Origin of the sequence: Actinosynnema sp. NPDC023794, assembly GCF_040639675.1 — a bacterium.
In the GTDB taxonomy this organism is placed as follows: domain Bacteria; phylum Actinomycetota; class Actinomycetes; order Mycobacteriales; family Pseudonocardiaceae; genus Actinosynnema; species Actinosynnema luteola.
The window spans coordinates 196,614-222,807 of sequence record NZ_JBFAFR010000005.1 but is presented as its reverse complement, the minus strand read 5'-3'; the positions used below and the strand labels follow the sequence as shown (position 1 = coordinate 222,807).

General features: G+C 72.9%; 24 protein-coding genes. 14 read left to right on the top strand and 10 right to left on the bottom strand.

Going from position 1 to position 26,194, the window contains the following annotated elements; genetic code table 11:
• Positions 1 to 55: 55 nt before the first annotated feature.
• Positions 56 to 3,001: an AfsR/SARP family transcriptional regulator gene (locus AB0H12_RS14730; RefSeq protein ID WP_499623415.1), complete on the bottom strand. Its 2,946-nt coding sequence runs from the start codon at positions 2,999 to 3,001 to the stop codon at positions 56 to 58.
• A gap of 370 nt (positions 3,002 to 3,371) precedes the next feature.
• A complete protein-coding gene (locus AB0H12_RS14725; RefSeq protein ID WP_499623414.1) occupies positions 3,372 to 5,180 on the bottom strand; it encodes an AMP-dependent synthetase/ligase in 1,809 nt (602 codons plus the stop codon).
• Positions 5,181 to 5,291: 111 nt separating this feature from the next.
• On the opposite strand from AB0H12_RS14725, the gene AB0H12_RS14720 reads away from it, so the two are divergent.
• From AB0H12_RS14720 to AB0H12_RS14690, 7 genes are all read left to right on the top strand, one after another.
• Entirely contained in the window at positions 5,292 to 5,672 is a 381-nt protein-coding gene (locus AB0H12_RS14720) for a polyketide cyclase / dehydrase and lipid transport (RefSeq protein WP_499623413.1), read from the top strand.
• Positions 5,673 to 5,683: 11 nt separating this feature from the next.
• Complete coding sequence (locus AB0H12_RS14715) at positions 5,684 to 6,472, top strand: metallophosphoesterase family protein (protein WP_499623412.1); 789 nt, start codon at positions 5,684 to 5,686, stop codon at positions 6,470 to 6,472.
• Between the two features lie 27 nt (positions 6,473 to 6,499).
• Positions 6,500 to 6,949: an SRPBCC family protein gene (locus tag AB0H12_RS14710; protein WP_053718762.1), complete on the top strand. Its 450-nt coding sequence runs from the start codon at positions 6,500 to 6,502 to the stop codon at positions 6,947 to 6,949.
• A complete protein-coding gene (locus AB0H12_RS14705) occupies positions 6,946 to 8,154 on the top strand; it encodes an ArsA family ATPase (protein WP_499623411.1) in 1,209 nt (402 codons plus the stop codon). Before AB0H12_RS14710 ends, AB0H12_RS14705 begins: the two co-directional genes overlap by 4 nt.
• Before the next feature lie 5 nt (positions 8,155 to 8,159).
• A complete protein-coding gene (locus AB0H12_RS14700) occupies positions 8,160 to 8,492 on the top strand; it encodes a hypothetical protein (RefSeq protein WP_499623410.1) in 333 nt (110 codons plus the stop codon).
• Positions 8,486 to 9,457, top strand: a complete 972-nt coding sequence (locus AB0H12_RS14695) for an ROK family protein (RefSeq protein ID WP_499623409.1) — start codon at positions 8,486 to 8,488, stop codon at positions 9,455 to 9,457. The genes AB0H12_RS14700 and AB0H12_RS14695 overlap by 7 nt, the downstream gene beginning before the upstream one ends.
• 101 nt (positions 9,458 to 9,558) lie before the next feature.
• Positions 9,559 to 10,491 (top strand): anti-sigma factor RsbA family regulatory protein, encoded by a 933-nt coding sequence (locus tag AB0H12_RS14690; protein ID WP_499623408.1) that lies wholly within the window; start codon positions 9,559 to 9,561, stop codon positions 10,489 to 10,491.
• A gap of 205 nt (positions 10,492 to 10,696) precedes the next feature.
• On the opposite strand, the gene AB0H12_RS14685 is transcribed toward AB0H12_RS14690, so the two are convergent.
• Positions 10,697 to 11,173: a hypothetical protein gene (locus AB0H12_RS14685; RefSeq protein ID WP_499623407.1), complete on the bottom strand. Its 477-nt coding sequence runs from the start codon at positions 11,171 to 11,173 to the stop codon at positions 10,697 to 10,699.
• A gap of 200 nt (positions 11,174 to 11,373) precedes the next feature.
• On the opposite strand from AB0H12_RS14685, the gene AB0H12_RS14680 reads away from it, so the two are divergent.
• The 3 genes from AB0H12_RS14680 to AB0H12_RS14670 all read left to right on the top strand — a co-directional run bounded on the left by AB0H12_RS14680 (position 11,374) and on the right by AB0H12_RS14670 (position 13,746).
• On the top strand, positions 11,374 to 12,105 hold the full coding sequence (locus AB0H12_RS14680; RefSeq protein WP_498773679.1) for a lysophospholipid acyltransferase family protein: 732 nt from the start codon (positions 11,374 to 11,376) through the stop codon (positions 12,103 to 12,105).
• 22 nt (positions 12,106 to 12,127) lie between these two features.
• Positions 12,128 to 12,640 carry a polyadenylate-specific 3'-exoribonuclease AS gene (locus tag AB0H12_RS14675; RefSeq protein ID WP_498773681.1) on the top strand — a complete coding sequence of 171 codons (513 nt, stop codon included), beginning with the start codon at positions 12,128 to 12,130 and terminating at the stop codon, positions 12,638 to 12,640.
• An 80-nt stretch (positions 12,641 to 12,720) separates the two neighbouring features.
• Positions 12,721 to 13,746: a 6-phosphofructokinase gene (locus AB0H12_RS14670; RefSeq protein ID WP_499623406.1), complete on the top strand. Its 1,026-nt coding sequence runs from the start codon at positions 12,721 to 12,723 to the stop codon at positions 13,744 to 13,746.
• A 66-nt stretch (positions 13,747 to 13,812) separates the two neighbouring features.
• Here AB0H12_RS14670 and AB0H12_RS14665 read toward each other — a convergent pair whose 3' ends face one another.
• Together AB0H12_RS14665 and AB0H12_RS14660 are read right to left on the bottom strand one after the other, a co-directional pair.
• The gene (locus tag AB0H12_RS14665) at positions 13,813 to 14,169 is read right to left on the bottom strand and encodes a cupin domain-containing protein (RefSeq protein WP_499623405.1); all 357 of its coding nucleotides are present in this window, start codon (positions 14,167 to 14,169) and stop codon (positions 13,813 to 13,815) included.
• A gap of 22 nt (positions 14,170 to 14,191) precedes the next feature.
• Positions 14,192 to 14,440, bottom strand: a complete 249-nt coding sequence (locus tag AB0H12_RS14660) for a DUF4242 domain-containing protein (protein ID WP_499623404.1) — start codon at positions 14,438 to 14,440, stop codon at positions 14,192 to 14,194.
• A 102-nt stretch (positions 14,441 to 14,542) separates the two neighbouring features.
• Here AB0H12_RS14660 and AB0H12_RS14655 point away from each other — a divergent pair, with 102 nt between their 5' ends.
• The gene (locus AB0H12_RS14655) at positions 14,543 to 16,258 is read left to right on the top strand and encodes an AfsR/SARP family transcriptional regulator (protein ID WP_499623403.1); all 1,716 of its coding nucleotides are present in this window, start codon (positions 14,543 to 14,545) and stop codon (positions 16,256 to 16,258) included.
• Here the strand turns inward: AB0H12_RS14655 and AB0H12_RS14650 are convergent.
• Complete coding sequence (locus AB0H12_RS14650) at positions 16,245 to 17,264, bottom strand: DUF2891 domain-containing protein (RefSeq protein WP_499623402.1); 1,020 nt, start codon at positions 17,262 to 17,264, stop codon at positions 16,245 to 16,247. The two genes, AB0H12_RS14655 and AB0H12_RS14650, sit on opposite strands and share 14 nt — an antisense overlap.
• A gap of 64 nt (positions 17,265 to 17,328) precedes the next feature.
• Here AB0H12_RS14650 and AB0H12_RS14645 point away from each other — a divergent pair, with 64 nt between their 5' ends.
• Complete coding sequence (locus tag AB0H12_RS14645; protein ID WP_230566726.1) at positions 17,329 to 18,717, top strand: class II 3-deoxy-7-phosphoheptulonate synthase; 1,389 nt, start codon at positions 17,329 to 17,331, stop codon at positions 18,715 to 18,717.
• 145 nt (positions 18,718 to 18,862) lie between these two features.
• Here the strand turns inward: AB0H12_RS14645 and AB0H12_RS14640 are convergent, their stop codons facing one another.
• Positions 18,863 to 20,920 carry a Stk1 family PASTA domain-containing Ser/Thr kinase gene (locus tag AB0H12_RS14640; protein ID WP_499623401.1) on the bottom strand — a complete coding sequence of 686 codons (2,058 nt, stop codon included), beginning with the start codon at positions 20,918 to 20,920 and terminating at the stop codon, positions 18,863 to 18,865.
• Positions 20,921 to 21,105: 185 nt separating this feature from the next.
• Here AB0H12_RS14640 and AB0H12_RS14635 point away from each other — a divergent pair, with 185 nt between their 5' ends.
• Complete coding sequence (locus tag AB0H12_RS14635) at positions 21,106 to 21,471, top strand: Rv2175c family DNA-binding protein (protein ID WP_499623400.1); 366 nt, start codon at positions 21,106 to 21,108, stop codon at positions 21,469 to 21,471.
• 77 nt (positions 21,472 to 21,548) lie between these two features.
• On the opposite strand, the gene AB0H12_RS14630 is transcribed toward AB0H12_RS14635, so the two are convergent.
• The 3 genes from AB0H12_RS14630 to AB0H12_RS14620 all read right to left on the bottom strand — a co-directional run bounded on the left by AB0H12_RS14630 (position 21,549) and on the right by AB0H12_RS14620 (position 25,141).
• Positions 21,549 to 22,436, bottom strand: coding sequence for a phytoene/squalene synthase family protein (locus AB0H12_RS14630; RefSeq protein WP_499623399.1), 888 nt, complete (start codon positions 22,434 to 22,436; stop codon positions 21,549 to 21,551).
• A gap of 141 nt (positions 22,437 to 22,577) precedes the next feature.
• Positions 22,578 to 24,071 carry a phytoene desaturase family protein gene (crtI, locus tag AB0H12_RS14625; protein WP_499623398.1) on the bottom strand — a complete coding sequence of 498 codons (1,494 nt, stop codon included), beginning with the start codon at positions 24,069 to 24,071 and terminating at the stop codon, positions 22,578 to 22,580.
• A gap of 2 nt (positions 24,072 to 24,073) precedes the next feature.
• Positions 24,074 to 25,141, bottom strand: a complete 1,068-nt coding sequence (locus tag AB0H12_RS14620) for a polyprenyl synthetase family protein (RefSeq protein ID WP_499623397.1) — start codon at positions 25,139 to 25,141, stop codon at positions 24,074 to 24,076.
• A 105-nt stretch (positions 25,142 to 25,246) separates the two neighbouring features.
• On the opposite strand from AB0H12_RS14620, the gene AB0H12_RS14615 reads away from it, so the two are divergent.
• On the top strand, positions 25,247 to 26,134 hold the full coding sequence (locus tag AB0H12_RS14615; protein WP_499623396.1) for a methylenetetrahydrofolate reductase: 888 nt from the start codon (positions 25,247 to 25,249) through the stop codon (positions 26,132 to 26,134).
• Positions 26,135 to 26,194 lie beyond the last annotated feature (60 nt).

The following is a 26,194-nucleotide window of genomic DNA, read 5'->3' as shown; positions in this document are numbered from 1 at the left end:
CGGCCTGGAGGTAGGACTCTCGCGCTTCGGACGTAGGACTCTCGCGCGGGGTGGGTCAGGGGTGGCCGATCTGGTCCTGGAGGTCCGCCGCGCGGGTCGTTTCGGTGGTGGCGGCGGTGTGGTCGCCCAGGGCGTCGTGGATGGTGGCGAGCTCGGTGCGGGCCGTGCGCTCCGTGATCCGCAGGCCGAGGCCGGCCGTCAGGGTGACGGCTTGGGTGGCCAGGGTCTTGGCCTCCGCGAGCTGGCCCAGCAGCCTGCGCACGCCCGCCAGGCCGATCAGGGCGCGTGCCTCGCCCGGCAGGTAGCCGATCCGCCGCGCCTTGGTCAGGGCCTGCTGGAACTGCTCGTCGGCGGTCCGCAGGGAACCCAGGCCCCGGTTCGCCGACGCCATCACCACCAGCACGTTCGTGGTGATCCGCTGGTCGCCGCCCTCCCGCAGCTCGGCCAACGCCCGGTCGGCCAGGTCCAGCGCCGCGGCGTGCTCGCCCAGGTCCAGCCGCACGGACGCGGTGCTCTCCAGCACCCGTGCGGCGGCCTCGCGGAATCCCGCCTCCACCGACAGGCGCAACGCCTCGGACAGGTGGACGAGCGCGCGCTGGGGCTCGCCCATGAGCTGTGACGCCACGCCGAGCAGCGTCAACGCGGTGATCTCGCTGCCCCGCAACCCGTGCTCCACGCTGATCGCCAGCGCCTCGCCCAGCAGGTCCACCGCCTCGGCCAGCTCACCGGTCTCGATGGCCAGCACGCCCAACCCGGTCAGCACGCCCGTCTCGCCCGACCTCGGCTCGCCGGACTCGCGCTTCAGCGCCAGGCACATCTCCAGGTCGTCGCGGGCGCCCGCCAGGTCGCCCGCTTCCATCCGCACCACGCCGAGGTAGCTGCGCACGCCCGCCTCCGACGCGAGGTCGCCGGACACGCGGTGCAGCTCCACCGCGCGCGTGTAGTGCGCGATGGACGTGGTGAAGTCGCCGAGCCGCCAGTGCAGCGTGGCCAGGTTCTGGTGCATCGCGGCCTCGCCCGCCACGTCCCGCTGCTCGTGCGCGGCGTCCAGCCCGTACTGCGCGGTCGTCAGCCACTCGGTGACGTGCTTGCCGATCCACAGGTAGCCGCGCAGCCCGTCGGCCAGCTGCCACGACATCGCGGCCGGCCCCCGTTCCGCCGCCGAGCGGATCGCCGCGGTCAGGTTCGGCCGCTCCGCGTCCAGCCACGCCCGCGCCTGCGTCGTCGTCTCGATCCGCGGCAGCCGCACCGCCCGCCCGGCGGGCGCCGGCAGCCGCATCAGGTCCGGGTACAGCAGCTCGGCGCAGTGGTCGACGGCACGCACGTAGAACTCCAGCAGCCGCACGCGCGCCGCCGCCACGTCCTCGTTCCCGGCCTCCGCCATCTCGGCCGCGAACCGCGCCAGCTCGTCGTGGAACGAGTACCGGCCCCGGTCGGCGCTCACCAGCCGCGCCCTGGTCAGCTGCCCGAGCAGCGCGGCGGCCTCCGGCACGGTCAGTTCGGCCGCGTTCGCCGCCGCCTCGGTCGTGAAGTCCGGTCCGGGCACCACGCTGAGCAGCGCGAACAGTCGCCGCGCGCCTGGCGTCAGGGCGGCGTGCGCGAGGTCGAGCGGACGGCGGTGGCCCAGCTTCTCCAGGTACCGCACCACCGAACCGCCCGCCACCGACGCCGCCGCGATGTGCAGCGTCAGCGGCAGGTGCCCGCACCGCCGCGCCAGCTCCTCCGCCGCCGGCCCGGACCGGCGCAGCACGGCCAGCGACTCCTCCGGCGCGAACACGTCCAGCCCGACCCGCCGGGCGCCGTCGACGGCGATCAGCCCGCGCAGGTCGTCACGGCTGGTCACCAGCACCGGGCAGCTCGCCGCACCGGGCAGCAGTGGGCGCACCTGGTCCGGCGCGGCGGCGTTGTCCAGCACCAGCAGCATCCGCCGGCCCGTCAGCAGCGACCGGAACAAGGTGCTCTGCTCGTCGGAGTCCACCGGGATCTGCTCCGGCGGCACGCCGAGCGCGCGCAGGAACCGCGTCAGCACCTCCACCACCGGCGTGGCCGGCCCGGACGCGTACCCGCGCAGGTCGACGTACAGCCGACCGTCCGGGAACCGGTCGCGCAGCCGGTGCGCCACGTGCACCGCCAACGTCGTCTTGCCCACGCCGGGCACACCGGTCAGCGTCACGATCGGCACCGCGGTGCGCGGGCCGTCCGGCGCGATCAGGCGGGAGATCCTTTCGACCAGCTCGATCCGGCCGACGAAGTCCGGCACGTCCGGCGGCAGCTGGTCCGGCACGTCCGGGTCGACCCGCTCGGCGGGCGCGGCCAGGCTCGGGTCGCCGACCAGGATCGCCTGGTGCAGCTCGCGCAGCGCCGGACCGGGCTCGATGCCCAGCTGCTCGCCGAGCAGCCGGTCGACCAGCCGGAACGCCCCCAGCGCCTCGGCCTGCCTGCTGCCCCGGTACAGCGCCACCATCAACTGCGCCCAGAACCGCTCCCGCAGCGGGTGGTCCGCGGTCAACGACCGCAGCACGGGCACCAGCCGCTCGTGGTTGCCCAGCGCCAGCTCGACGTCGTTGCGCTCCTCGTGCACCACGAGCAGCCGCTCGGCCAGCCGCGGCACCTCGTCGTCGCGCAACGCCTCCGACGGCACGTCCGACAGCGCCGGCCCGCGCCACAGGCCGAGCGCCTCGGCGTACAGCTCGGCGGCGTCGGTCAGGTGCCCGGACTGCGCGGCCTGCCTCGCCAGCCCGGCCGTGGTGGTGAACCGGTGCACGTCCACCTGCTCCGGCGGCACCACCAACCGGTAGCCGTCCGAAGTGGTCCGGATCAGCGACGGGTCGCCGAGCAACTGCCGCAACCGCATGACGTAGGTCTGCAACGTGCCGCGCGTGCGTGCGGGCGGGTCGCCGCCCCACAGGAAGGAGACCAGCTCGCCAATTGAGACGGCACGGCCCGCGCGCAGCGAGAGGGCAGCCAGCAGCGCCCGGTGCTTACCTGCCCGAACGGGCACCGGCCGACCCTGTATGCGCACCTCGAGCGGGCCGAGAAGGCCGAACCACGGCCCAGCGCCCATCCTCTGCGTCCCCTCGTTCCGCCTCGCTGTCCACAGCCTAGGGCGGGCGCTGACGGCACGAGTCATCGCCGCGTCAGCGATACGACAGCGCGCTGCGGCACGCTATGAAGCGTCCCGGTTGGGGGACCGGGACAACAAAACTTCTCGGGTCCGCGTCAGCGGATACGCGATCACTGGGGGTCGAGTGGCCTGCGTCTTCGGACGCAGGCCACTCGTCTGTGTTGGATTGGATTGCCGCTGCTCCGCAGACGGCGGGCGAGGTCGCGTCGGTCGTGGCGAACGGTCGACGCGACCGCGTGGGGTGGGCTCAGCCTGCGTAGATCGACTCGATGTCCTGCTTGTAGGTCGTGGCGACCACGGCGCGGCGGAGCTTCAGGCTCGGGGTCATCTCGCCGCCCGCCTCGGTGAAGTCCACCGGCAGGATGCGGAACTTCTTGATCGCCTCCGCCTTGGACACCGCCTGGTTGGCCTCGTCCACCGCGGCCTGGATCACGCCGCGCAGCGTCTCGTCGTCGACCAGGTCGGCCACGGTCGCCGACCCGGGCTTGCCGTTCTGCTCCTTCCACGCCGGGAAGAACTCCGGGTCGATCGTGATCAGCGCGCCGATGAACGGCTGCGCGTCGCCGACCACCATGCACTGGCTGATCAACGGGTGGGCGCGCAGGCGGTCCTCCAGCACGGCGGGCGAGACGTTCTTCCCGCCGGCGGTCACGATGATCTCCTTCTTGCGCCCGGTGATCTTCAGGAAGCCGTCGTCGTCCAGCTCGCCGATGTCACCGGTGTGGAACCAGCCGTCCTCCAGCGCCTCCGCCGTGGCCGTCGGGTTGTTCCAGTAGCTGCGGAACACGACGTCGCCCTTGATCAGGACCTCGCCGTCCTCGCCGATGCGGATCGACGTGCCGCTGACCGGTCGGCCCACCGTGCCGACCCGGAACGCCGACGCGGTGTTCAGGTTCGACGCGGCGCTGGTCTCGGTCAGGCCGTAGCCCTCGAACACCGGCACGCCGATGCCGCGGAAGAAGTGCGCCAGCCGCTCACCCAGCGGCGCGCCGCCGGACACCGCGTTGGTGCACCGGCCGCCGAGCGCCGCGAGGAGCTTGCTGTAGACGAGCTTCGCGAACAGCGCGTGCTTGATCTTGAGCCCGAGGCCGGGGCCGTCCTTGTCGAGCGCCTCGCTGTAGGCCACCGCGGTCGCCTCGGCGGCGTCGAAGATCTTGCCCTTGCCCGCCGCGTGCGCCTTCTGCTTCGCGCCGTTGTAGACCTTCTCGAACACGCGCGGCACGGCCACCACGAACGTGGGTCGGAACGACTGGAGGTCCTGCACCAGGGTCTTCACGTCGGACGTGTGGCCCATGGTCACGCGCGTGTACACACCGCACAGGGCCAGCGCGCGGGCCAGGATGTGCGCCAGCGGCAGGAACACCAGCAGCGAGTTGCCCGCCTGCATGAGCTGCGGGAACGCGGTGATCCCGGCCCGCACCTCGGACAGCAGGTTGCGGTGGGTCAGCTCGCAGCCCTTGGGGCGGCCGGTGGTCCCGGAGGTGTAGACGATGGTCGCGGTGTCGTCCGCCCCGACGGCCTTGCGCCGCGCCCGCGCGTCGTCGTCGGACACCGAGGCGCCCAGCGCGGTGAGCTCGTCGATCGCGCCCGCCGCGTCACCGGACGGTCCGTCGACCTGCCACACGTGCCGCACCTCGGGCAGGCCGGCCACCACCGAGTCCACTGTGGCGCGGTGCTCGGAGGTCTCCACGAACACGGCCTTGGCCGAGGAGTCGGACAGGATCCACTCGACCTGCTCGGCCGAGGAGGTCTCGTAGATCGGGACCACGACACCGCCCGCGTGCCAGATGGCGAAGTCGAGGAGGGTCCACTCGTAGCGGGTCTTGGACATCAGGCCCACCCGCTCGCCTGGCTGCAACCCCGCCGCGACCAACCCCTTGGCGACCGCGAGGACCTGGGCGGCGAAGTCGCGGGCGGTGACGTCCACCCACGTGCCGTCCACGCGTCGGCGGAAGCTGACGGCGTTGCCGAAGCGCTCCGCGTTCGCCCACACCATGTCGGTGAGGTTCTCCTCGGCAGCCACAGTGGCGGTGGCGGGGACGCTGAACTCGCGCACGTCGACCTCCGGACGTTGTTTGTTACCGGTGGGGAAACTTAGCCTGTGATTCCGGCGATACACCAGGCCGGCCGGTGTTTCCGTAACCGTGTCGTGGCACTCTTCCCACCCGTGCCCAGTGTCGACGTCGTTGACGAGACGTTCCTCGCAGTGCCCCCGGCGGTCGTCGCCGCCGCTTTCGCGCCGCCCGCCGCGTGGGCGGAGTTCTGGCCGGACCTGACCCTCGACGTGTACGCCGACCGGGGCACTCAGGGGTTGCGCTGGACGGTCGCCGGCGCGTTGGTCGGAACGATGGAGGTGTGGCTGGAGCCGGTCCTGGACGGCACCCTGCTGCACTACTTCCTGCGTGCCGACTTGCCGGGCGACGCGTCCGACCAGCGGATACGCCGCGAGGTGCGGAGCCGCCAGTTGGCCGCCAAAGAGGTGTCACTCGGTCTCAAAATGATCTTGGAGGCCGGTCGGCCGCCTGGTGAGCCGCCCGTGCTGCCGTAGATTTGGGTCTTGTGCGGGTTCACGTCGTCTCGGATGTCCACGGCAACGCGGAGGCGCTGGCGCGCGCCGGTGACGGGGCGGACGCGCTGGTCGTCCTCGGTGACCTGGTCGACTTCGTCGACTACTACGACCACGGCAAGGGCATCCTGGGCCGGGTGTTCGGCGCGGAGAAGGTCGAGGTGTTCGCCCGGCTGCGGCGCGGCCGGTTCGGCGCGGAGACGGTCCGCTACATGCGGTCGCTGTGGGAGAGCCTGGACAACGCCGCGGACGTCGTCCAAGAGGCGGTCATGGAGCAGTACGCCGCGATGTTCGCGGTGATGAGCGCGCCCACCTACGCCACGCCGGGCAACGTGGACAGCCCCGAGCTGTGGCCGATGTTCGCCCACGACGGCGTGCACGTGCTGGACGGGCAGGTGGCCGAGATCGGCGGGCTGCGGTTCGGCTTCGCGGGCGGCGCGGTGCTGCACCCGGGTTTCGTGCCGAACCGGCGCGGACCGTGGCGCCCCTACCTGCGCACCGAAGAGGAGTTCGGCGCCGCCCTGGCCGGGCTGGGCGAAGTGGACGTGCTGTGCACGCACGTGCCGCCCGCCGTGGCCGAGTTGACCTACGACGTGGTGGCCCGCCGGCCCGAGCTGGGCTCGACGTCGCTGCTGAAGGTGATCGAGCGCGACCGGCCGCGGTGGTCGGTGTTCGGGCACGTGCACCAGCCCATGGCGCGCAGGGTCCGGGTCGGCTGGACCGAGTGCGTCAACGTCGGCCACTTCCAGCGCACCGGCACGCCCCACGTCCTGCGTTGGTGAGCCGAACCACCGGGTAGCCTCCCCGGCATGGCCGACGAGTCCACCCAGTCCATCGTCATCGACGCGACGCCCGAGGAGATCGCGGCGGTCATCGCCGACTTCGACGCCTACCCCGAGTGGGCCAACGGGGTGAAGCGCGCCGAGGTGCTGGAGACCGGGGCGGACGGTCGCGCGGCGCAGGTCAGGTTCAACATCGACCAGGGCCCGATCAAGGACGAGTACGTGCTCGCCTACGACGAGTGGTCGCCGAGCCGCATCTCGTGGCACCTGGTCAAGGGGCAGATGCAGAAGTCGCAGGAGGGCAGCTACGCGCTGGCGCCCAAGGGCGGCTCGACCGAGGTCACCTACACCCTGTCGGTGCAGCTGATCGTGCCCATGATCGGCCTGTTCCGGCGCAAGGCCGAGAAGATGATCATGGACACCGCGCTCAAGGAGCTCAAGCGCCGGGTGGAAAACCGGGTGGACAACGCTGGATGAGCGCCCGTCTGCTGCTCTTCACCGGTAAGGGCGGGGTCGGCAAGACGACCTTGGCCGCCGCCACCGCCACCGCGCTCGCCGCCGGTGGCCGCAAGGCGCTGGTCGTGTCCACCGATCCGGCCCACTCGCTGGGCGACGCGTTCGGCGTGCCGCTGTCCGGTGACGTCGCCGAGGTCGACGGCGGCCCGTCCTCCGCGTCGCTGCACGCGGCCCAGGTCGACCCGCGCGCGTTGGTCGACGACGCGTGGCGCGACCTGCGCGGACACCTGCGGACCGTGCTCGCGGGCGCGGGCGTCGACGAGCTGGACGCCGAGGAGCTGACCGTCCTGCCCGGCGTCGAGGAGCTGCTGGCGCTCTCGGAGGTGCGGCGGCTGGCCGCCACCGGGCCGTGGGACGTGGTGGTCGTCGACTGCGGTCCGACTGCCGAGACGCTGCGCCTGCTGGCGCTGCCCGAGGCGTTCGCCTCCTACCTGGAACGACTGTTCCCGACCCACCGCCGGGTGGTGCGCGGGCTGCTGGCCGGGGTCGCGGGCAGCGACGCGGTGGAGAACTGGGACGCCACCGCCGACGCGCTCGGCAGGCTGGCGGAGGAGCTGCAGCAGCTGCGCGGCCTGCTGACCTCGCCGACGACCAGCGTCCGGCTGGTGCTGACCCCCGAGCGGGTGGTCGCGGCGGAGACCAGGCGGACCGTGACCGCGCTCGCGCTGCAGGGCATCCGGGTCGACGGCGTGGTGGCCAACCGGGTCGTGCCGCACCCCGGCGCGGACCGCGGTCCGGCCGCCGAGTGGCTGCGCACCCGTCGTGCCGAGCAGGACGCGGTGCTCGCCGGGCTGGCCGACCTCGGATCGGTGCGGACGGTGGAGCACCGGGCCGCCGAACCGGTCGGCACGGCCGCGTTGCTGGACGTCGCCGAGGGCCTCTACCAGGGGCGCGACCCGCTCGACGGCGCCGACGCCGACCGGCAGTTGCTGACCGTGGAGCGGACCGGCGAGCTGGAGTACACGTTGCGCGTCGCGCTGCCGGTCGGCGACTCGTCGCTCGACCTCGCGCGGGTGGGCGACGACCTGGCCGTGACGGTGGACGGCAGGCGGCGGCTGGTCGCGCTGCCGTCGCTGCTCAAGCGCTGCCTGGTGACCGGCGCGGAGCTGGACGAGGCAGGGTTGGCGGTGCGGTTCGCACCCGACCCCGATCTGTGGATGCGGTGAGGCACGTGGACTCGAAGCTCGCCGAAGAGGTGCGCCTGCTGCTCGACGCCGCCGCCGAGCGGGCGCAGCCGTGGCTGCACCGGGTGGCCGCCGAGGGCGAGCACGACCCGAGAACGTGCGGCTGGTGCCCGTTGTGCAACGCGGTGGCGCTGGCCCGCGGCGACCGGTCGGAGCTGGCCGCCAAGGCGGCCGAGCACGTGGCCGGGCTGATCGCGGTGCTGCGGGCGGCGTTGGCCGAACCGTCGCCGCCGGTGTCGGAGGACGAGCCGGCGCGGCCGGAGAAGCCGCGCGTCCAGCACATCCCCGTGGTGCGGCGTGACCGGGGGGCGCAGTGCTGACTGTCGGCGTCGACGTCGGCGGGACGAGCGTGCGCGCGGGGGTGGTCGACGGTGACGGCGCGGTCCTCGACACGGCGCGCGCGGCCACGCCGAGCGGCGAGGAGGCGTTGGAGGAGGCGATCGGGCGGGCCGTCGCCGAGCTGGCGTCCCGGCACCGGATCTCGGGCGTCGGGCTGGCCGTGGCCGGGTTCGTGGCCTCCGACCTGCGGACCGTGCGGTTCGCGCCGCACCTCGCGTGGCGGCAGGCGCCGGTGGCCGACCGGATCTCGCGGCGGATCGGCATGCCGGTGGTGCTGGAGCACGACGCGAACGCCGCCGCGCTGGCCGAGCACCGGTTCGGGGCGGCGCGCGGGGCGAAGATCGCCGCGCTCGTCGCGATCGGCACCGGGATCGGCGGCGCGCTGCTGATCGACGGGCAGGTGTTCCGCGGCGCGCACGGCGTGGCGCCGGAGCTGGGTCACCTGCGGCTCGTGCCGGACGGTCGGCCCTGCCCGTGCGGCAAGCACGGCTGCTGGGAGCGGTACTGCAGCGGCACGGCGTTGAGCACGACGGCGGTCGAGCTGCTGGCCCGCCACCCCGGTCAGTCGACCGTGCTGGCGCGGGAGGCGATGGGCGACTCGCGGGCCGTCACCGGGCGTCGGGTGGCGGGCGCGGCGCGTGACGGCGACCCGTTGGCGCAACGGGCGATGGCGGACCTGGCCCGGTGGCTGGGGGAGGGGTTGGCGCTGGTCGCCGACGTGTACGACCCCGAGGTCGTGGTGATCGGCGGCGGTGTGTCGGAGTCCGCGCCGCTGTTCCTGGACGACGCGCGCGAGCGGTACGCGGCCGTGGTGACCGGCGCCGGGCACCGGCCGCTGGCCCGCATCCGGACCGCGCAGCTCGGTGACGACGCCGGGATCGTCGGTGTCGCCACGCTGGCGCGTGACGTGGCGGCGAGCACGGCCCGCAACGGCAGGCACCGCTGACTCCCGCATCCCGCGTAGCATCGCGGGATGCGGACCGCCGTCATGCGGGGACCGCGCGACCACCACGTCCGCGAGTCCCTCTTCGACCTCGTGGTGCGCCGATGAGGTCCGGCGCGGCGAGCGGGCACGTCGGCTACTTCCACGAGACCGCGTTCTACGGCAGCGACGACGACTACCGGTCGGTCGTCGTGCCGTTCGTGGACGAGGGCGTGGCGGCGTGCGAGCCGGTGCTGGTGGCGTGCCGCCCGGCCAACGAGCGGCTGGTCCGGGACGCGGTGGCCGACCCGTCCGGCGTCGTGTTCCTGTCCGGCGGCGACCAGTACGACCGGCCGACCGAGGCGATCATGGCCTACCGGAAGCTGTTCGCGGAGTACGCGGGCGTGGCGCAGATCCGGGTGGTCGGCGACGTGCCGCACCCCGGCGTCGGCGCGGCGTGGGACTGGTGGTCGCGGTACGAGGCGGCGGTGAACGAGGTCTTCGCCGAGTACCCGTTGTGGGGCCTGTGCCCGTACGACCTGCGGACCACGCCGGCGCGGGTGCTGGCGGACGTGGTGCGCACCCACCCGCACGTGGCCGGCACGGACGGGTCGCACCTGCCGAACCCGAGGTACCGGTCGTCGTGGACGTTGCCGCCGACCGGGCCGACGGCGTTCGAGGCGGGGCGGCCGTTGGCCGAGCTGATCGACCCGACGCCCGCGGAGGCCAGGCGTGCGGTGACCACGGCGTGCGTCGGCACCCGGCTGAGCCACGACGAGGTGGACGACATCGTGTACGCGGCGAGCGAGGCCGTGACCAACGCGCAGTCGCACGGCCGGCCGCCCGTGCGGCTGCGGGCGTGGGCGGGGCCGACGCACGTGCTGGTGGCCGTGACGGATCGGGGTGACGGGCCCGCGTCACCGCTGGCGGGCCTCGTGCCGACCGACCGCACCGCGACGGCGGGCGTCGGCCTGTGGCTGACGCACCGGACGTGCCGCGACGTGAACATGAGCCGTGACGCCGACGGCTTCACCATCCGCCTGATCTCCGGCACCTGACCCCCGGCGTGTCGAACCTTCAGGTCCCGCGTGTCGAACACTCGCGTCCCGCGTGTCGAACGTTCAGGACCCCCGAATTCCACACTCAGGCGCCTTGGCGTACGTCCCGGGCCGTCTGAGCGTTGAACTCATGGGTCCTGAGCGTTCGACACGCGGGACCTGAAGGTTCGACACGCGGGTCCTGAGTGTTCGACACGCGCGGGGGTTAGAGGACGGCGCCGTCGTCCCAGCCCGAGTCCGGGGGTTCGGTGTTGCGCATGCGCAGGATCAGCCAGCCGGCGCCCGAGCACATCACGACCAGCGCCAGCGGGGTGCCGATCATGCCGGTCAGGCCGAACAGGCCCGGGAAGAGGAGGACGACCACACCCAGGGCGATCAGCAGCAGCGCCGCGACCGTGCCCGGCCGCAACGCGGGCAGCGGAGGCGGCTCCGGCGGCACGTAGTGGTCGTTCGGGTCGTCCGAGTCCGGGTACGCGTCGGGGTCGTCGTCGGCCGTGGCCACGGCGGGCTGGCCCTCGGGCCGCACCGACCGCGCCGGCTCGGCCTCGTCGCCCTCGTCCGGCTCGGTCTCGTCGGGGTAGGCCTGCCTGCCCACACCTTCGCGTTCCAGACCCGCCACGATCTCGGCGAAGGTCGCGTCGACGTCCTCCGGGCCGTCGGTCGAGTCGCGTCGGGAGTTCATCGGCGTGCTCCAGCCCTCCGGGTCGTGAAGGCCAATCCTCTGCCAGGGTCCATCGTCCCACGAGCCCGTTGTGTTGCGGATTACGGCAGCCGGTGGCACTTGGACCGTACCGCCTCCGCGTGGGTGTTCGTTGTGTGTTTCGCCGTCGGCTCCGTAGGCTGGCGCCGGGGATCAAGCACGTCGAGGAGGCGCTCGCAGCGGTGCTGTACTGGTTGATGAAACACATCTTTCTCGGGCCGCTCCTGAAGCTGTTCTTCCGACCCCGGATCATCGAGGGCGCGGAGAACATCCCCAAGGACGGCGGCGCCATCCTCGCGAGCAACCACCTCGCGGTCTCCGACTCGTTCTTCCTCCCGCTGAAGCTGTCACGTCGGGTCACGTTCCCGGCCAAGATCGAGTACTTCACCGGCAAGGGGCTCAAGGGCCGGTTCCAGCGCTGGTTCTTCTACGGCGTCGGCCAGGTGCCGATCGACCGGTCCAGCGCGTCGGCCGCCCAGGGCGCGCTCGACACCGGTGTGCGGATCGTGCGCGAGGGCAAGCTGCTCGGCATCTACCCCGAGGGCACGCGGTCGCCCGACGGCCGGCTGTACAAGGGCAAGGTCGGCGTGGCCTGGATCGCGCTGGAGTCCGGCGCGCCGGTCATCCCGGTCGCGATGTTCGGCACCGACAAGGCCAACCCCATCGGTTCGCGCATGTGGCGGCCGTACCCGATCCGGATCAAGATCGGCAAGCCGTTGGACTTCTCCCGCTACGAGGGGCTGTCCGGCGACCGGTTCGTGCTGCGGTCCATCACCGACGAGATCATGTACGCCCTGATGGAGCTGTCCGGCCAGGAGTACGTCGACGTGTACGCGGCCAAGGCCAAGGAGGGGCAGGGCGACGAGAAGCCCGCGAAAGCGGTCGATCGGCTGCCCGAGGCGAAGGCGGGCTGATCCGCACCCCTAGGCTGGCGGGGTGCGGTTCTTCTACGACTGTGAGTTCATCGAGGACGGGGTCACCATCGACCTCGTCTCCATCGGAGTGGTCGACGAGGAAGGCCGCGAGTTCTACGCCGTGTCGACCGAGTTCGACCCGGCCAAGGCCGGACCGTGGGTGCGCGCCAACGTGCTCAACCAGCTGCCCTCGCCCGCCGACCGGGCGTGGCGCAGCCGCGAGCGGATCCGAGCCGACCTCCTCGACTTCCTCGGCGGGCCCAAGGCCAACCGGGACGACATCGAGCTGTGGGCGTGGTTCGCCGCCTACGACCACGTGGCGTTGGCGCAGCTCTGGGGCCCGATGCCGGCCCTGCCGCGCTGCCTGCCCCGGTTCACCCGCGACCTGCGCCAACGCTGGGAGGACGTGGGCAAACCCCACCTGCCGCCGGCGCCCGCGGACGCGCACGACGCCCTGGCCGACGCACGGCACAACCTCGCGCGCTGGAAGGTGATCGAGAGCGAGCGCTTGCGGAAGGGTTTCTCGGTCCGGTAGGTGGACCCTCGCTTGCTGCACCGATCCAGCGCGTGTCAGGCTTGGGTGACCAACGCCACGAGAAGAGATTGGCTAAGCAAATGCGCATTGGTGTGCTCACCGGCGGTGGCGACTGCCCCGGCCTCAACGCGGTCATCCGCGGCGTGGTCCGCAAGGGCATCGAGGCCCACGGCTGGGATGTCGTGGGGTTCCGCAACGGTTGGCAGGGTCCGGTGGAGAACCTGACCAAGCCGATCGGGCTCGATGACGTCGAGGACATCCTCACCAGGGGCGGCACCATCCTCGGCTCGTCGCGCACCAACCCGTACAAGATCGACGGCGGCGTCGACCGGATCCGCGAGACCCTCGCGGCGAACAAGGTCGACGCGCTGATCGCGATCGGCGGCGAGGACACCCTCGGCGTCGCGAAGCGGCTCACCGACGACGGCATCGGCGTCGTGGGCGTGCCGAAGACCATCGACAACGACCTGGGCGCGACCGACTACACGTTCGGCTTCGACACCGCGGTGCACATCGCCACCGAGGCGATCGACCGGCTGCGCACGACGGCCGAGTCGCACCACCGCGCGCTGGTGGTCGAGGTCATGGGCCGCCACGCGGGCTGGATCGCGCTGCACTCGGGCCTGGCCGGCGGCGCGAACGTGATCCTCGTGCCGGAGAAGCAGTTCAGCGTCGACAAGGTGGTCGAGTGGGTGGAGCGGCGCTTCGAGCGCCAGTTCGCCCCGATCATCGTGGTCGCCGAGGGCGCGATGCCCGAGGGTGGCGCCGAGGTGCTGCACTCCGGTGAGAAGGACGCGTTCGGCCACGTCCGGCTGGGCGGTGTCGGCACCTGGCTGGCCGAGGAGATCGCCGAGCGGACCGGCAAGGAGTCCCGCGCGGTCGTGCTCGGCCACGTCCAGCGCGGCGGCATCCCCACCGCCTACGACCGCGTGCTCGCCACCCGGTTCGGCCTCCACGCGGTGGACGCGGTCGCCGAGGGCGACTTCGGCGTCATGGTCGCGCTGCGCGGCACGGAGATCGTCCGGGTGAAGCTGGCGGAGGCGACGGCGGAGCTGAAGACCGTTCCGGTGCACCGCTACGCCGAGGCCGAGGTCTTCTTCGGCTGAGCCGATCGACGACGACGAGCGCCCTCGGACTCCGTGTCCGAGGGCGCTCCCGGTTTCGCGGGCCTCTCACTTCTTCGCGTAGTCGCGCAGGCCGGTGAAGTCGACCATCACGCACGGCTCGTCGCCGATGACCCAGGCGTCGTGCCCCGGCTCCACCATGATCGCGTCGCCCGGTCCGGCGTCGCCTTCCGCGCCGTCGTCCATGACGACGTGCATCCGGCCGGACAGGATGTAGCCGGTGTGCGAGGCCTGGCAGGTGTCGGTGCCCGCAATCGGCTTGACGTCCTGCGTCCACCGCCAGCCCGGCTCGAACTCGGCTCTGCCGACCGTCGTGTCGCCGACGGTGACCAGGTCGACGTGACCGTGCGGGAACTCCCGCACCTCTTCCGGTTCCGTGAAGCTCTTCGACGCCAGCACGGACATCTCCATCACCTTCCTCGTTCTCTCAGCCCTGCACCACGGGGTAGATCTCGTCCGCCACCAAGCCGTGCGCCTCGCGGTGGACCCGGTGCGCCGTCTCCGCGTCCGGCGCGTCGACCAGGCAGAAGACCTTCCCGTCCTGCTCGTCGACCCAGTAGTTGAGGTACCGGACGCCGTACTGGTCCTGGGTGCGGAGGTCGGCGGCGTGCGCCTCGGCGACATCCCGTGGACCGGCACCTTCGGGCAGGTGGTTGTGCACGTCCATGAACAACATGGGTGTCCTCCCGACTCGGAGTGGATCGGGACACGCTAGGCCTCGCGGCGTTCCCAAACCGTTCCCACGGCGGTCCCGCCGGGCCGGACGTAGGGTGCCGCCATGCCGTCCACCTGCCAGGTGCGCGTGCTGGGCAGGTTCGCCGTCACCGTCGACGGCAGACCCGTCCCCGGTGACGTGTGGCGCAACCGGCGCGCGGCCGACGTGGTGAAGCTGCTGGCCGTGGCGCCCGACCACCGGCTGCACCGAGAGCAGGTGATGGACCGGCTGTGGCCCGACCTGCCCGCCGACGCGGCCGGGGCGAACCTGCGCAAGGCGGTGTACTACGCGCGGCGCGCGCTGGGACGTGCCGACGCCGTCCGCTGCGAGGGGCGGCTGCTGACGTTGTGGCCCGGTGGTGTCGTCGACGTGGACCTCGACCGGTTCGAGCGGGCCGCCGACGCCGCGTTGGCCTCGGGGGACCCCGACCGGTGCGCGCTCGTCGCCGCCGAGTACCGCGGCGGCCTGCTCGTCGACGACCGCTACGAGGGCTGGGTCTCGGAGCCGCACGAGAAGGTCGAGGGCTGGTACGTCGCGCTGCTCCGGGCCGCCGGCGACTGGGAACGGCTGCTCGAGCTGGACGAGACCGACGAGCAGGCGCACCGCGCGGTGATGCGCCGGCACCTGGCCGCCGGTCGCCGCGGTGAGGCATTGCGCCAGTTCGACCGGCTGCGCCGCACGCTGCGCGAGCGGATCGGGGTCGGGCCGGACGCGGAGACCGTCGCGCTGTACGAGTCGGCGCTCACCCAGGACGCGGCCGAGCCGCCGTCACCGGCGCAGCGGGTGGCGGTCGCGCTGGCCAACGGCCTGGTCGCGTTCGGGCGGCGCCGCCTCGCCGAAGCCGAACGGCTGGCCAGGCAGGCGCGGGTGCTGGCGCTGGACGCCGACCTCGGGCACGAGCTGGGCGAGGCCTCGACCCTGCTCGCCCTCGTCGCGCACGCCCGCGGCACGTGGCACCGGCTGTTCCGGGAGGAGTTCGCCGACGCGGTGCGGCAGCCGCCCCGTCCCGAGGTCTACGACGCGCACCTGTGCCTGCAGGAGTTCTACCTGTACGGGCCGGAGGGGCACGACGGCGCGGAGTCGTTCGGCCGCGACCTGCTCGCCATCGCGTCACGGGCGGGTTCCGCCGGGGGCCGGGCGTTGGCGCACCTGCTGCTGGGCGAGTTCGCGCTGCTGTCCGGGCGCCTCGACGACGCCGTGGCCACGCTGGGCGAGTCCCTGGCCGAGGCCGAACGCGCGGGCTGCGTGTCCGCCCAGTCCCTGGCGCTGGAACGGCGGGCCGAGGCCGAGACCCGGCGCGGCGACCGTGCCGCGGCCCGCGCCGACCTCGACCGGGCGCTGCCGCTGGCCCGCTCGTCACGCATACCGTCGCACCTGGTCATCCGGGTGCACGGGGTCCGCGTGCTCGCCGCGGGCACCATCGGCGGCGCGCTCGGCGCGATCCGCGAGGCGGAACGGTGGCTCACCGGGGCGCCGCACGTGTGCGACCCGTGCTCGATCGGCTTCCGGATCGCGGCGGCGACCGCGTGCGCGAACGCGGGCAGCCCGAGCCGCGCCGGGCCGCACCTGGCGGAGGCGGAGCGGATCAGCGGCCTCTGGCAGGGCGGCCCGTGGACGGCGGCGCTGTGGGAGGTGCGCGCCGAGCTGCGGCGCGCCCAAGGGCACCGCACGCAGGCGTCGGCGTTGTTCCTGGAGGCGGCCGAGCGGTTCGCGGCGATGCGCCGGCCGCTGGAGGAGCGCCGGTGCCGGGACGCCGCCGCGTCCCTCATCGATCCGTGAACGCGCCGACGTCCAGGTAGGCGGCGAACGTGCCCAGCCAGTGCTCGGCGTAGTAGCCGTGCCCGAAGACCAGCCCCAGACCGGTCTCCCGGTGCGCCCCGGCCGCCGTGCGGGCCAGGTCGGCGTACCGGTGGTCCGACGGCAGCGCGTCGGCGACGGCCCGCCACTGCCACGCCCGCGACAGCGCCAGCCCGACCAGGTGCGAGCCGTGCGGGTCACCCGGGTCGTCCACCGGCACGGGCTCGCGCAGCACCTTCCAGCGCGAGTCCTCCAGGTGCGGCAGGAACGCCTCGAACCACGAGGTGAACTCGTCGGTGGGCAGCACGCGCCGCATGAGGTCCGCCTCGGTCAGGGCGGGCGAGAGGAAGTCGGCCGCGTCCGGCTCGAACCCGCCGTACCCGACGTCCTCCCGGTGCCACCGCAACGCCGCGTCCGCGCACGCCGAGGCCAGTTCCTCGTCACCCACCGCGCGCGCCGCGTCCAGCACCAGCCCGGTCGCGAACGCCGTGTTGCCGTGCGTGCCGGTCCGCACGGGCAGCCGCGCGCCGGCCACCTTGACGAGATACCGGTCACGCAGCACCGCGCTCAACGGCCGCAGCGCCGCCGCCAGCGGCGAGCCCCAGGTGCGGAGCTCGGCGTCGAGCACGAGCAGCCACGCCCACCCGTAGGGGCGCTCCCAGAACCCGCCGCTCGGTCCGTCGAAGAACGCCGCCTCGACCTCCGCGTGCTCCGCCGTGATCAGCGAGTCCAGCACCCGGCGGGCCTGTTCCGCACCCTCGATCTCGGGCCGCAACCGCAGCAGCCGGACCGCCAACCAGGTCTGATGCACGCACGAGTGCCAGTCGAACGACCCGGCGAAGATCGGGTGCAGCACGCGCTGGGGCACCAGGTCGCCGTCGCCGGTGACGACGTGCGACCAGTGCGCCGGGTAGTCCCGCTGGACGTTCTCCACTGCGGTCGACAGCAGCCTCGCCGCCGTGTTGTCATCCGATCGGGTGTCCGACATGGTCCACATAATGCACAGGTCGGACCCGCGTCCGTCTCTCGATGTGGACAGCTATCTTTAACGTGTGAACTGGACCGTGGACGTGCCCGTGGACACGCTTCCCGAGCTTCCGCCCCTCCCGCCCGAGCTGCGCGACCGGCTCGACGACGCCCTGGGCCGGCCTGCCGCCCAGCAGCCGGAGTGGCCGGACGCCGAGCAGGTGCGCCGGGTGCGCGCCGTGCTGGAGAGCGTGCCGCCGATCACCGTGCCGGCCGAGATCGACCGGCTGCGCGACAACCTGGCCGAGGTCGCCCGCGGCGAGGCGTTCCTGCTGCAGGGCGGCGACTGCGCGGAGACGTTCGCGGACAACACCGAGCCGCACATCCGCGCGAACGTCCGGACCCTGCTGCAGATGGCCGTCGTGCTCACCTACGGGGCGAGCCTGCCGGTGGTGAAGATCGGCCGCATCGCGGGCCAGTACGCCAAGCCGCGCTCGTCGAACATCGACGCGCTCGGCCTGCCGTCCTACCGCGGCGACATCGTCAACTCGCTGGTCGCCACGCCCGAGGCGCGCGTGCCGGACCCGTCCCGGATGATCCGCGCCTACGCCAACGCGGGCGCGGCGATGAACCTGCTGCGCGCCATGACCACCGCGGGCATGGCCGACCTGCACCGGCTGCACGACTGGAACAAGGACTTCGTCCGCCAGTCGCCGGCCGGCGAGCGGTACGAGGCGCTGGCCGGCGAGATCGACCGCGGCCTGCGGTTCATGTCGGCGTGCGGCGTGAACGACTCGTCGCTGCACACCACCGAGATCTTCGCCTCGCACGAGGCGCTGCTGCTGGACTACGAGCGGGCGTTGCTGCGCCTGGACACCAACGGCGAGCAGCCGAGGCTGTACGACCTGTCGTCGCACTTCCTGTGGATCGGGGAGCGGACCAGGCAGCTGGACGGCGCGCACATCGCGTTCGCCGAGCTGCTGTCCAACCCGATCGGGTTGAAGATCGGCCCGTCGACCACGCCGGAGATGGCCGTCGAGTACGTCGAGCGGCTCGACCCGCACAACCAGCCCGGCCGGCTGACCCTGATCAGCCGCATGGGCAACGGCAAGGTGCGCGACGTGCTCGGCCCGATCGTCGAGAAGGTCACCGCCTCCGGCCACCAGGTCATCTGGCAGTGCGACCCGATGCACGGCAACACGCACGAGGCGTCCACCGGCTACAAGACCCGGCACTTCGACCGGATCGTCGACGAGGTGCAGGGCTTCTTCGAGGTGCACCGGCGCCTGGGCACCCACCCCGGTGGCATCCACATCGAGCTGACCGGCGAGGACGTCACCGAGTGCCTCGGCGGCGCGCAGGAGATCTCCGACCTGGACCTGGCCGGCCGCTACGAGACCGCCTGCGACCCGCGGCTGAACACGCAGCAGTCGCTGGAGCTGGCGTTCCTGGTCGCGGAAATGCTCCGCAGCTAGCAGCGCTCCGATCGACGAGTGGCCCCCGACTCCGCGGAGTCGGGGGCCACTGCCGTCCTACAGGTCCTGCTCCGGGGCTCGCCCCATACCCGACACCACGCGAGGTCGCGTCGACCGAGCCCGCGACGCCGGAGGCGGCGCAATTCTATACAGCGATGATCGTGATCCTGGTGTCCTTCGGCACGCGCTCACCGGCCCGCACGGACTGGTTGACCACGCGTGCCCGGTCGCGGTCGTTGAACTGGACGTCGACCTTGAGGCCGGCCTCTTCCAGGATCTTCTTCGCTTCCTTGACCGTCTTGCCCTCGACCTGAGGCACGGTCACCGTGTCCGCGGACAGCACGACGGTCACCCGCCGGTCGCCCGGGGGCATGTTCGTGCCCGCCGGCGGGTCGGTGCGGATCACCTTGCCCCCGTCGACCTTGTCGGAGAACTCCGTCGGGCCTTCGACCGGCTCGAACCCGGCCGCGCTCAGCTCGGCGAACGCCTCGTCCTTCGTCTTGCCCGTGACGCTCGGCACCGGCTTGGGCTCCGAGCCCTTGCTCAGCACGATCGTCACCGTCGAGCCGATCGGCACCGGCGTGCCCGGCGCCGGCTTCAGCGTCACCACCTTGCCCTTGGGCACGCGGTCGCTGAACGCGTCCTCGGCGGGGTTGAGCTGCGCTTTCAGCCCCACCGACGTGATCTCCCGCTCGGCCGCGGCGACCTCGACACCCGCGTTGACCTGCGGCACCACCGGCTTGCCCGCGGACACCACGAGCCGCACCAGGTCGCCCTGGTTGGCCTTGGTCCCGGCGGGCGGGTCGGTGCTGATCACCTGCCCGCTCGGCACGGTGTCGCTGTTCTCCCGGCGCACCGTCTTCTTCAGCGACGCCTCGTCCAGCAGCGCGGTGGCGGCGGTCTCGTCCTGGCCGACCAGGTTCGGCACGGTCGCGACCCGGCCGATGGCCAGCCACCAGATCGTGACGCCGATCAGGATCGCGGCCACCACGACGACGCTGAGCCACGTGATGAACTGCCGCTTGCCGCGCGCCCGCATCTCCTCGTACAGCTGCTCGGGCGTCTTCTTCTTCGGCGGTCTCTTGGGACGCGGGCGGGCCGGGGGAGTCGGCCCGGTCGGCTTGGGCTCGGGCGGCGCGAGCAGTTCGGCCCGGGAGATCGCCCTGGTGCCCTGCGGACCGCCCGCCGGCGGCACGAGCGGGTTCGGCCGGTGCACCGGCACGGTCGGCTCGGCGAACGGCGCGCCCGCGCCCACCCGCACCGGTTCCACCCGCAACGTCTGCTCGGCCGGGCTCACCGGCGCCGGCACGTGCTCCGTGGCCTCTTCCGCGACCGTCGCCGCGACGGGCACCGGCACGTCCACGGCCGCGATGCCGAGCTTCGCCCTCGCGGTCTCCACCTCGGACAGGAACGACTCGGCGTCCGCCGGCCGCAGGAACGGCTCCTTGCGGGTCGCCCTGCGCACCAGCTCCGCCACCTCGGCGGGCACGCCCGGCACCGGCGGCACCTCGTCGTTCACGTGCCGGTAGGCCACCGAGATGGCGTTGTCGCCCACGTACGGCGGCGTGCCGGTCAGCATCTCGTACAGCAGCACACCCGCCGAGTACACGTCGCTGCGCGCGTCCGTGGTGCCGGTGGTGACTTGTTCGGGTGACAGGTAGGCGACTGTGCCCAGGATCATGGTGTCGCTGGTCACGCCCGCCCCGGACGCCGCGCGGACCAGGCCGAAATCGGCGACCTTCACCGTGCCGCCGGGCCCGATCAGCACGTTCTCCGGCTTCACGTCCCGGTGCACGAGGTCGGCGCGGTGGGCGGCGGCCAGCGGCGAGAGGATCTTCTCGATGACGGTGAGCGCCAGCGGCACGTCCAACTTGCCGCGCGCGGTGAGCAGGTCGCGCAGCGTGCCGCCCTCGACCAGCTCCATGACCAGGTAGACCCGGTCCTCGTCCACGCCCTGGTCGTGCACCTGCACCACGCCGGGGTGGTGCAACTTCGCCGCGGACCGCGCCTCGCGCTCGAACCGCGCCACGAACTGCGGGTCGGCGGAGAACCGGGGATCCATGACCTTGATGGCCACGGTCCGCTCCAAGCGCGTGTCCACACCTCGGTACACGGTGGACATGCCGCCCCGCGCGACCAGGGCGCCTACCCGGTAGCGTTGTTCGAGCAGCCCGCCGATCACGTTCGTCGCCGACCTTTCCACAGCCGTGGATCGTACGGTGGGTGGTGCCGACCGAGTGCTGTGCGCTGGAGCATCCCACGCGCGCTTGTGGGATCCGCGTCAAAGTCGGGTGAAACAGGGGGTAGCCACAACCCGACCCTCGGGTGTACCGCGACCACCCGGTTGGCGCAGGGCGTCGTTCACGTCGTTGTGGCATCGTGACGCACGTGAGTGCGATTCCTGCCGCTGCGGATGTGCTGGCTCCCGACCTGGAGGTCCTGCCCCTCCCCGAGGTCGCCGAGCGTCTTGACCTGCCCATCAACCGAGTCCACCAGTTGCTGCGCGACGGTCAGCTGATCGCCGAGCGACGTGATGGCGTCCTCGTCGTCCCCGCGCAGTTCCTCGCCGCCGGAGGCGTGGTGAAGGGCCTGCCCGGCACCATCACGGTGCTGCGGGACTCCGGCTTCTCGACCGAAGAGATCCTCCGGTGGCTGTTCACCGAGGACGAGACCCTGCCCGGCACGCCCGTCGAGGCGTTGCGCGGCGACCGCGGCCGTGAGGTGAAGCGCCGGGCACAGGCCTTGGCTTTCTGACGAGCACCGCACCACCCCAGACGACCGACCACGTCCGGGCGGCCACCCAGGCCGCCCGGACGTCGTGTGCCACGGCACTAGCGCCCGGTGACCCTCGCCACCAGCGCCCGCGCGAACCCGGGCACGGCCACCGCCAGCCGGCGCCGGTTCGGCACCACCACCCGCCGGTCCAGCACCTGGTAGTCGGCCGCCGCGATCTCGTCCAGGATCTCCCGGTACAGGGTGAGCGCGGTCCGCACGCACGGCCGCGACACGGGCCGCAGCATCGGCACACCCGCCTCGGCCTCCCGGTACTCCGCCAACGTGCGCGCGACCAGGTGCTGCGTCACCCGCCGCACCCGCTGGTCGGCCTTACCCGTCCGCCGGCACCACACCAGCAGCTCCCGGTCGACGCCGTGCGCCGCCAGCACGTCCTGCGGCAGGTACAGCCGGCCCCGGTCGAGGTCTTCGCCGACGTCGCGCAGGAAGTTCGTCAGCTGGAACGCGCGACCCATCGCGGCGGCGGACGGCTCGGCCTCCGCACGCGGCACGACCGTCCCGAACACCGGCAGCAGTTGCAGCCCGATCACCGCCGCCGAGCCGTGCACGTACCGCTCCAACGCCGGGAAGTCCGGGTAGGACGTGACGGTCAGGTCCATCCGCATCGACGTCAGGAACGCGGTGAACAGCTCCGGGTCGATGGAGTATCGGCGCACCGTGTCCACCAGTGCGACGAGCACCGGGTGCCCGGTCCGACGTCCCGCCAGCTCGTCGGCCAACTGGGCCGCCAGCAGTTCGAGGTCACCGGCCGGGTCCGTCGGGTCACCGCTGTCCACGATCTCGTCCGCCCACCGCGCGAAGCCGTACAGGGCGTGCACGGCGGGCCGCTGCGCGGGCGTGAGCAGGCGGGTGGCGAGGAAGAACGTGCGGCCGTGCCGGGCGTTCAGCTCGCGGCAGCGGGCGTACGCCGCGGCCAGGTCGGTCACCGCCGCTCCGCCACCCGGGTAGCCGACGATCGCACCGGCTCCACAGGTGCGGCGCTCGATCGGGGGAAGGACGTGGTCGCGGCCATCGCGCCGACATCGTCGCACAACGCCGCACGTGACGGCCTCGTCACCCGCGCGTGGTCAGCGCCGGGTGTGCGCCCGTCGTGCCTGCGCGGGCCGCCGCGACCTCGCGCCCACCGACCCCGTGATCCGCTGGGCGGCCAGCTTGCCGGAGATCAGCACCGGCGGCACGCCGACGCCCGGCGTGGTGCCGCAACCGGCCAGCACCGCGTTGTCCAGCACCAGGTTGCGCGGCCGGAACGGCCCGGTCTGGGCGAACGTGTGCGCGACCGAGAACGGGGTGCCCGCGGCCAGGCCCATCGCGGCCCAGTCCGCCGGCGTGACCAGGTGCTCGACCTCGATCGCGGCGCCGAACCCGGTGAGCCCGCGCGCCTCCAGCACGCCGACCAGCTCGTCGCGGTAGGCCGGGCCGACGCGGTCCCAGTCGACCGGGCCGACGCGCAGGTTCGGCGCGGGCGCCAGCACGAACATCCCCTGCCCCGGCGGTGCCGTGACCAGCAGCGACGGGTCGCTCATCAACGTGCCGCGGCGGGTCAGCTCGTCGAACGTCCGGTCCCACTCCCGGCCGAAGAACAGCGTGTGGTGTGCCAGTTCCGGCCAGGTCCGGTCCACGCCCGCGTGCAGCACGACCGCCGACGGCGACCACGTGATCGGCACGGGACGGCGCGGCCGGTGGCCGAGCAGGCGGTACGCCATGGGCAGGTCCGGCGTGAGCACCACCGCGTCGCACGGGATGCGCTCGCCGTGCGTGGTGCGCACCGCGGTGACCCGGCCGCCGATGCGCTCCAGCCACGCCACCGGCGTCTGGAACCGCAGGTCCGCGCCCGCGTCCCGGGCCGCCGCCGCCAACGCGTCCGGCAACGCCCGCATCCCACCCTCGGGGTAGTGCACGCCCGCGATGGTGTCCATGTAGGCGATGACGGCGTACGCGGCGAGGGCCTTGCGCGGCGGCACGCCCGCGTACAGCGACTGGAACGAGAACACCCGCTGCAACCGCTCGTCGCGCAGGAACCGCGCCACCGACGGCCCGAGCCTGGCGAACCCGCGCAACGCGGCCAGCCTCGCCAACTGGGGCGTGAGCAGGGACAACGGCGAGTCGAAGTTCGCACCGATGAACTGCTCGCGCTCCACCCGGTACAGCTCGGTCAGCCAGCGGCGCAGCGCCCGGTACCCCGCGGCCTCGCGCGGACCGGCGAACCGGCGCACCTCGGCCTCCATCGCCTCGCCGTCGGAGTGCACGTCCAGCGTGCTGCCGTCGGCGAAGCGGGCCCGGTAGGCGGGGTGCAGGGGCCGCAGGTCCAGCCGGTCGGCCAGCGAGTCGCCGACGGCGTTCAGCGCCTCGTCCACCAGTTCCGGCATGGTCAGCACGGTCGGCCCGGTGTCGAACCGGTAGCCGCCCAGGTCCAGCCGTCCCGCCCGGCCGCCGGGCACGGCGTCGCGCTCGACCACGGTGACCCGGCGACCGGCGCCGAGCAGGTGCAACGCGGCGGACAGCCCCGCCAGCCCCGCGCCCACCACGACGACGTGGTCCGTGCGGCCGGTGACCGTGCGCATCGTCAGGAAGTCCTCTTGGTGGCGCTGATCGCCAGCTCCGCCAGCCGCGCACCGGCCGGTTCGGCGACCGGCGACCGGTCCAGCGCCCGCAGCGCGGACTCGGTCAGCTCGGCGATCCGCTCCTCGACCGCGTCCACCGCGCCGACCTCGCGCAGCCGCGCGCGCACCTCGTCCACCGTGGCCACGTCCAGGTCGGGCTTGCCCAGCGCCTCGTGCAGCACGTCCGCGCCGAACTCCATGCCCAGCGCGACCAGCAGCGTCCGCTTGCCCTCGCGCAGGTCGTCGCCCGCGGGCTTGCCGGTGACCGCCGGGTCGCCGAACACGCCGAGCAGGTCGTCGCGCAGCTGGAACGCCACGCCGATGTCCGTGCCGAACGAGCGCAGGCCGTCCACCAGCTCCGGTGACGCCCCGCCGATCGCCGCGCCCATGTGCAGCGGCCGTTCCACGGTGTAGGCGGCGGTCTTGAGCCGGTCGATGCGCAGCGCCGCGTCCGGCGAGCTGTCGCCGCGCGCCTGCGTGAGCACGTCGAGGTACTGGCCGGCCAGCATCTCGGTGCGCATGTCCCGCCACGGCAGGCTCAGCCGCTGCAGCGCGTCGGTCGGCAGGCCGGCGGCGAACAGCATGTCGTCCGCCCAGGCCAGCGCCACGTCCCCGATCAGCACGGACGCGGCCAGCCCGAACCGCTCGGGCTCGCCGAGCCAGCCCTCGTCGCGGTGCCGGCGGGCGAACCGGACGTGCACCGTCGGCATGCCGCGGCGGGTCTCGGAGGCGTCCATCAGGTCGTCGTGCACCAGCGCGCAGGCCTGGATCAGCTCCAGCGAGCTGACCGCCGTGAGCACGGCCCCGGCCAGCTCGCCCTCCGGGTCGCCGCCCGCGGCGCGCCAACCCCACCAGGCGAACGTGGGCCGGATCCGCTTGCCGCCGCCGAGGACGAAGTCGGCCAGCGCGTCGACCGCGCTCGTGAAGTTCTCCTCCATGCGCGCACCCAGTGCCCGGCGGTCGGCCAGATAAGCGGCCAACGCTTCGTCGACGTGCTTGGGCAGTTCGAGGTCCAACGGGTGGGGCGGCACCCGTCTATGGTCACCTCTGCGAGTTCGTGGTGCCCAACCGGGGGGCTCGTCCCATCCAGTGACAGCCTTCTTCCACGCCTCGGGCGAACCTCTAGGCTGTGCGGCATGACGTCGGTGGTCGAACGCCTGCACAGGGGATCACCTGTGTTCTCCGTCGAGTTCTTCCCCCCGCGCGACGCGAGCGAGGAGACCATCCTCTGGCGCGCGATCCGCGAGCTGGAAGCGTTCGACCCGGCTTTCGTGTCCATCACCTACGGCGCGGGCGGCTCGCAGCGCGATCGGACGATCCGCACCACCAGCCGGGTGGCGCAGGAGACGACCCTGCTGCCGATGGCGCACCTCACGCTGGTCGACCACTCGGTGGCCGAGCTGCGCAACGTCATCGGCTGGTACGCGGCCGTCGGCGTGCGCAACATCCTCGCCGTGCGCGGCGACCCCCCCGGCGACCCGAACGGCGAGTGGGTGGCGCACCCGGAGGGCCTGACCTACGCCGAGGAGCTCGTCCGGCTGTGCCGTGAGCTGGGCGACTTCTGCGTCGGCGTGGCGGCTTCGCCCTACGGCCACCCCCGGTCGACGGACCTGGACTCCGACACCGAGTACCTGGTGCGCAAGCTGCGCGCCGGCGCCGACTTCGCCATCGCGCAGCTGTTCTTCGAGCCGGAGGACTTCCTGCGCCTGCGCGACCGGGTCGCCGCGCGCGGCTGCGACACCGTGCTGATCCCCGGCATCATGCCCTTGACGACGCCGCGGACGCTGGCCAAGACGGTGGAGCTGTCGGGCGCGTCCGTGCCGGACTCGGTGGCGCGCCGCCTCGACCCGTACGTCGACGACCCGGCGGGCTTCCGCGCGGCGGGCCTCGACCTGGTGACCGAGGTGGGGGAGCGGCTGCTCGCCGAGGGCGTGCCGTGCCTGCACTTCTACACCTTCAACCGGTCGAAGGCGACCCGGGAGATCGTCGGCCGCCTGGGCTTGGTCCCCGCCCGCGCTGTGTAGAACCGCGCCGCCTCCGACCTCGCAGGGGGCGTAACCGAAGATCGGGCCGGAGGCGACCTC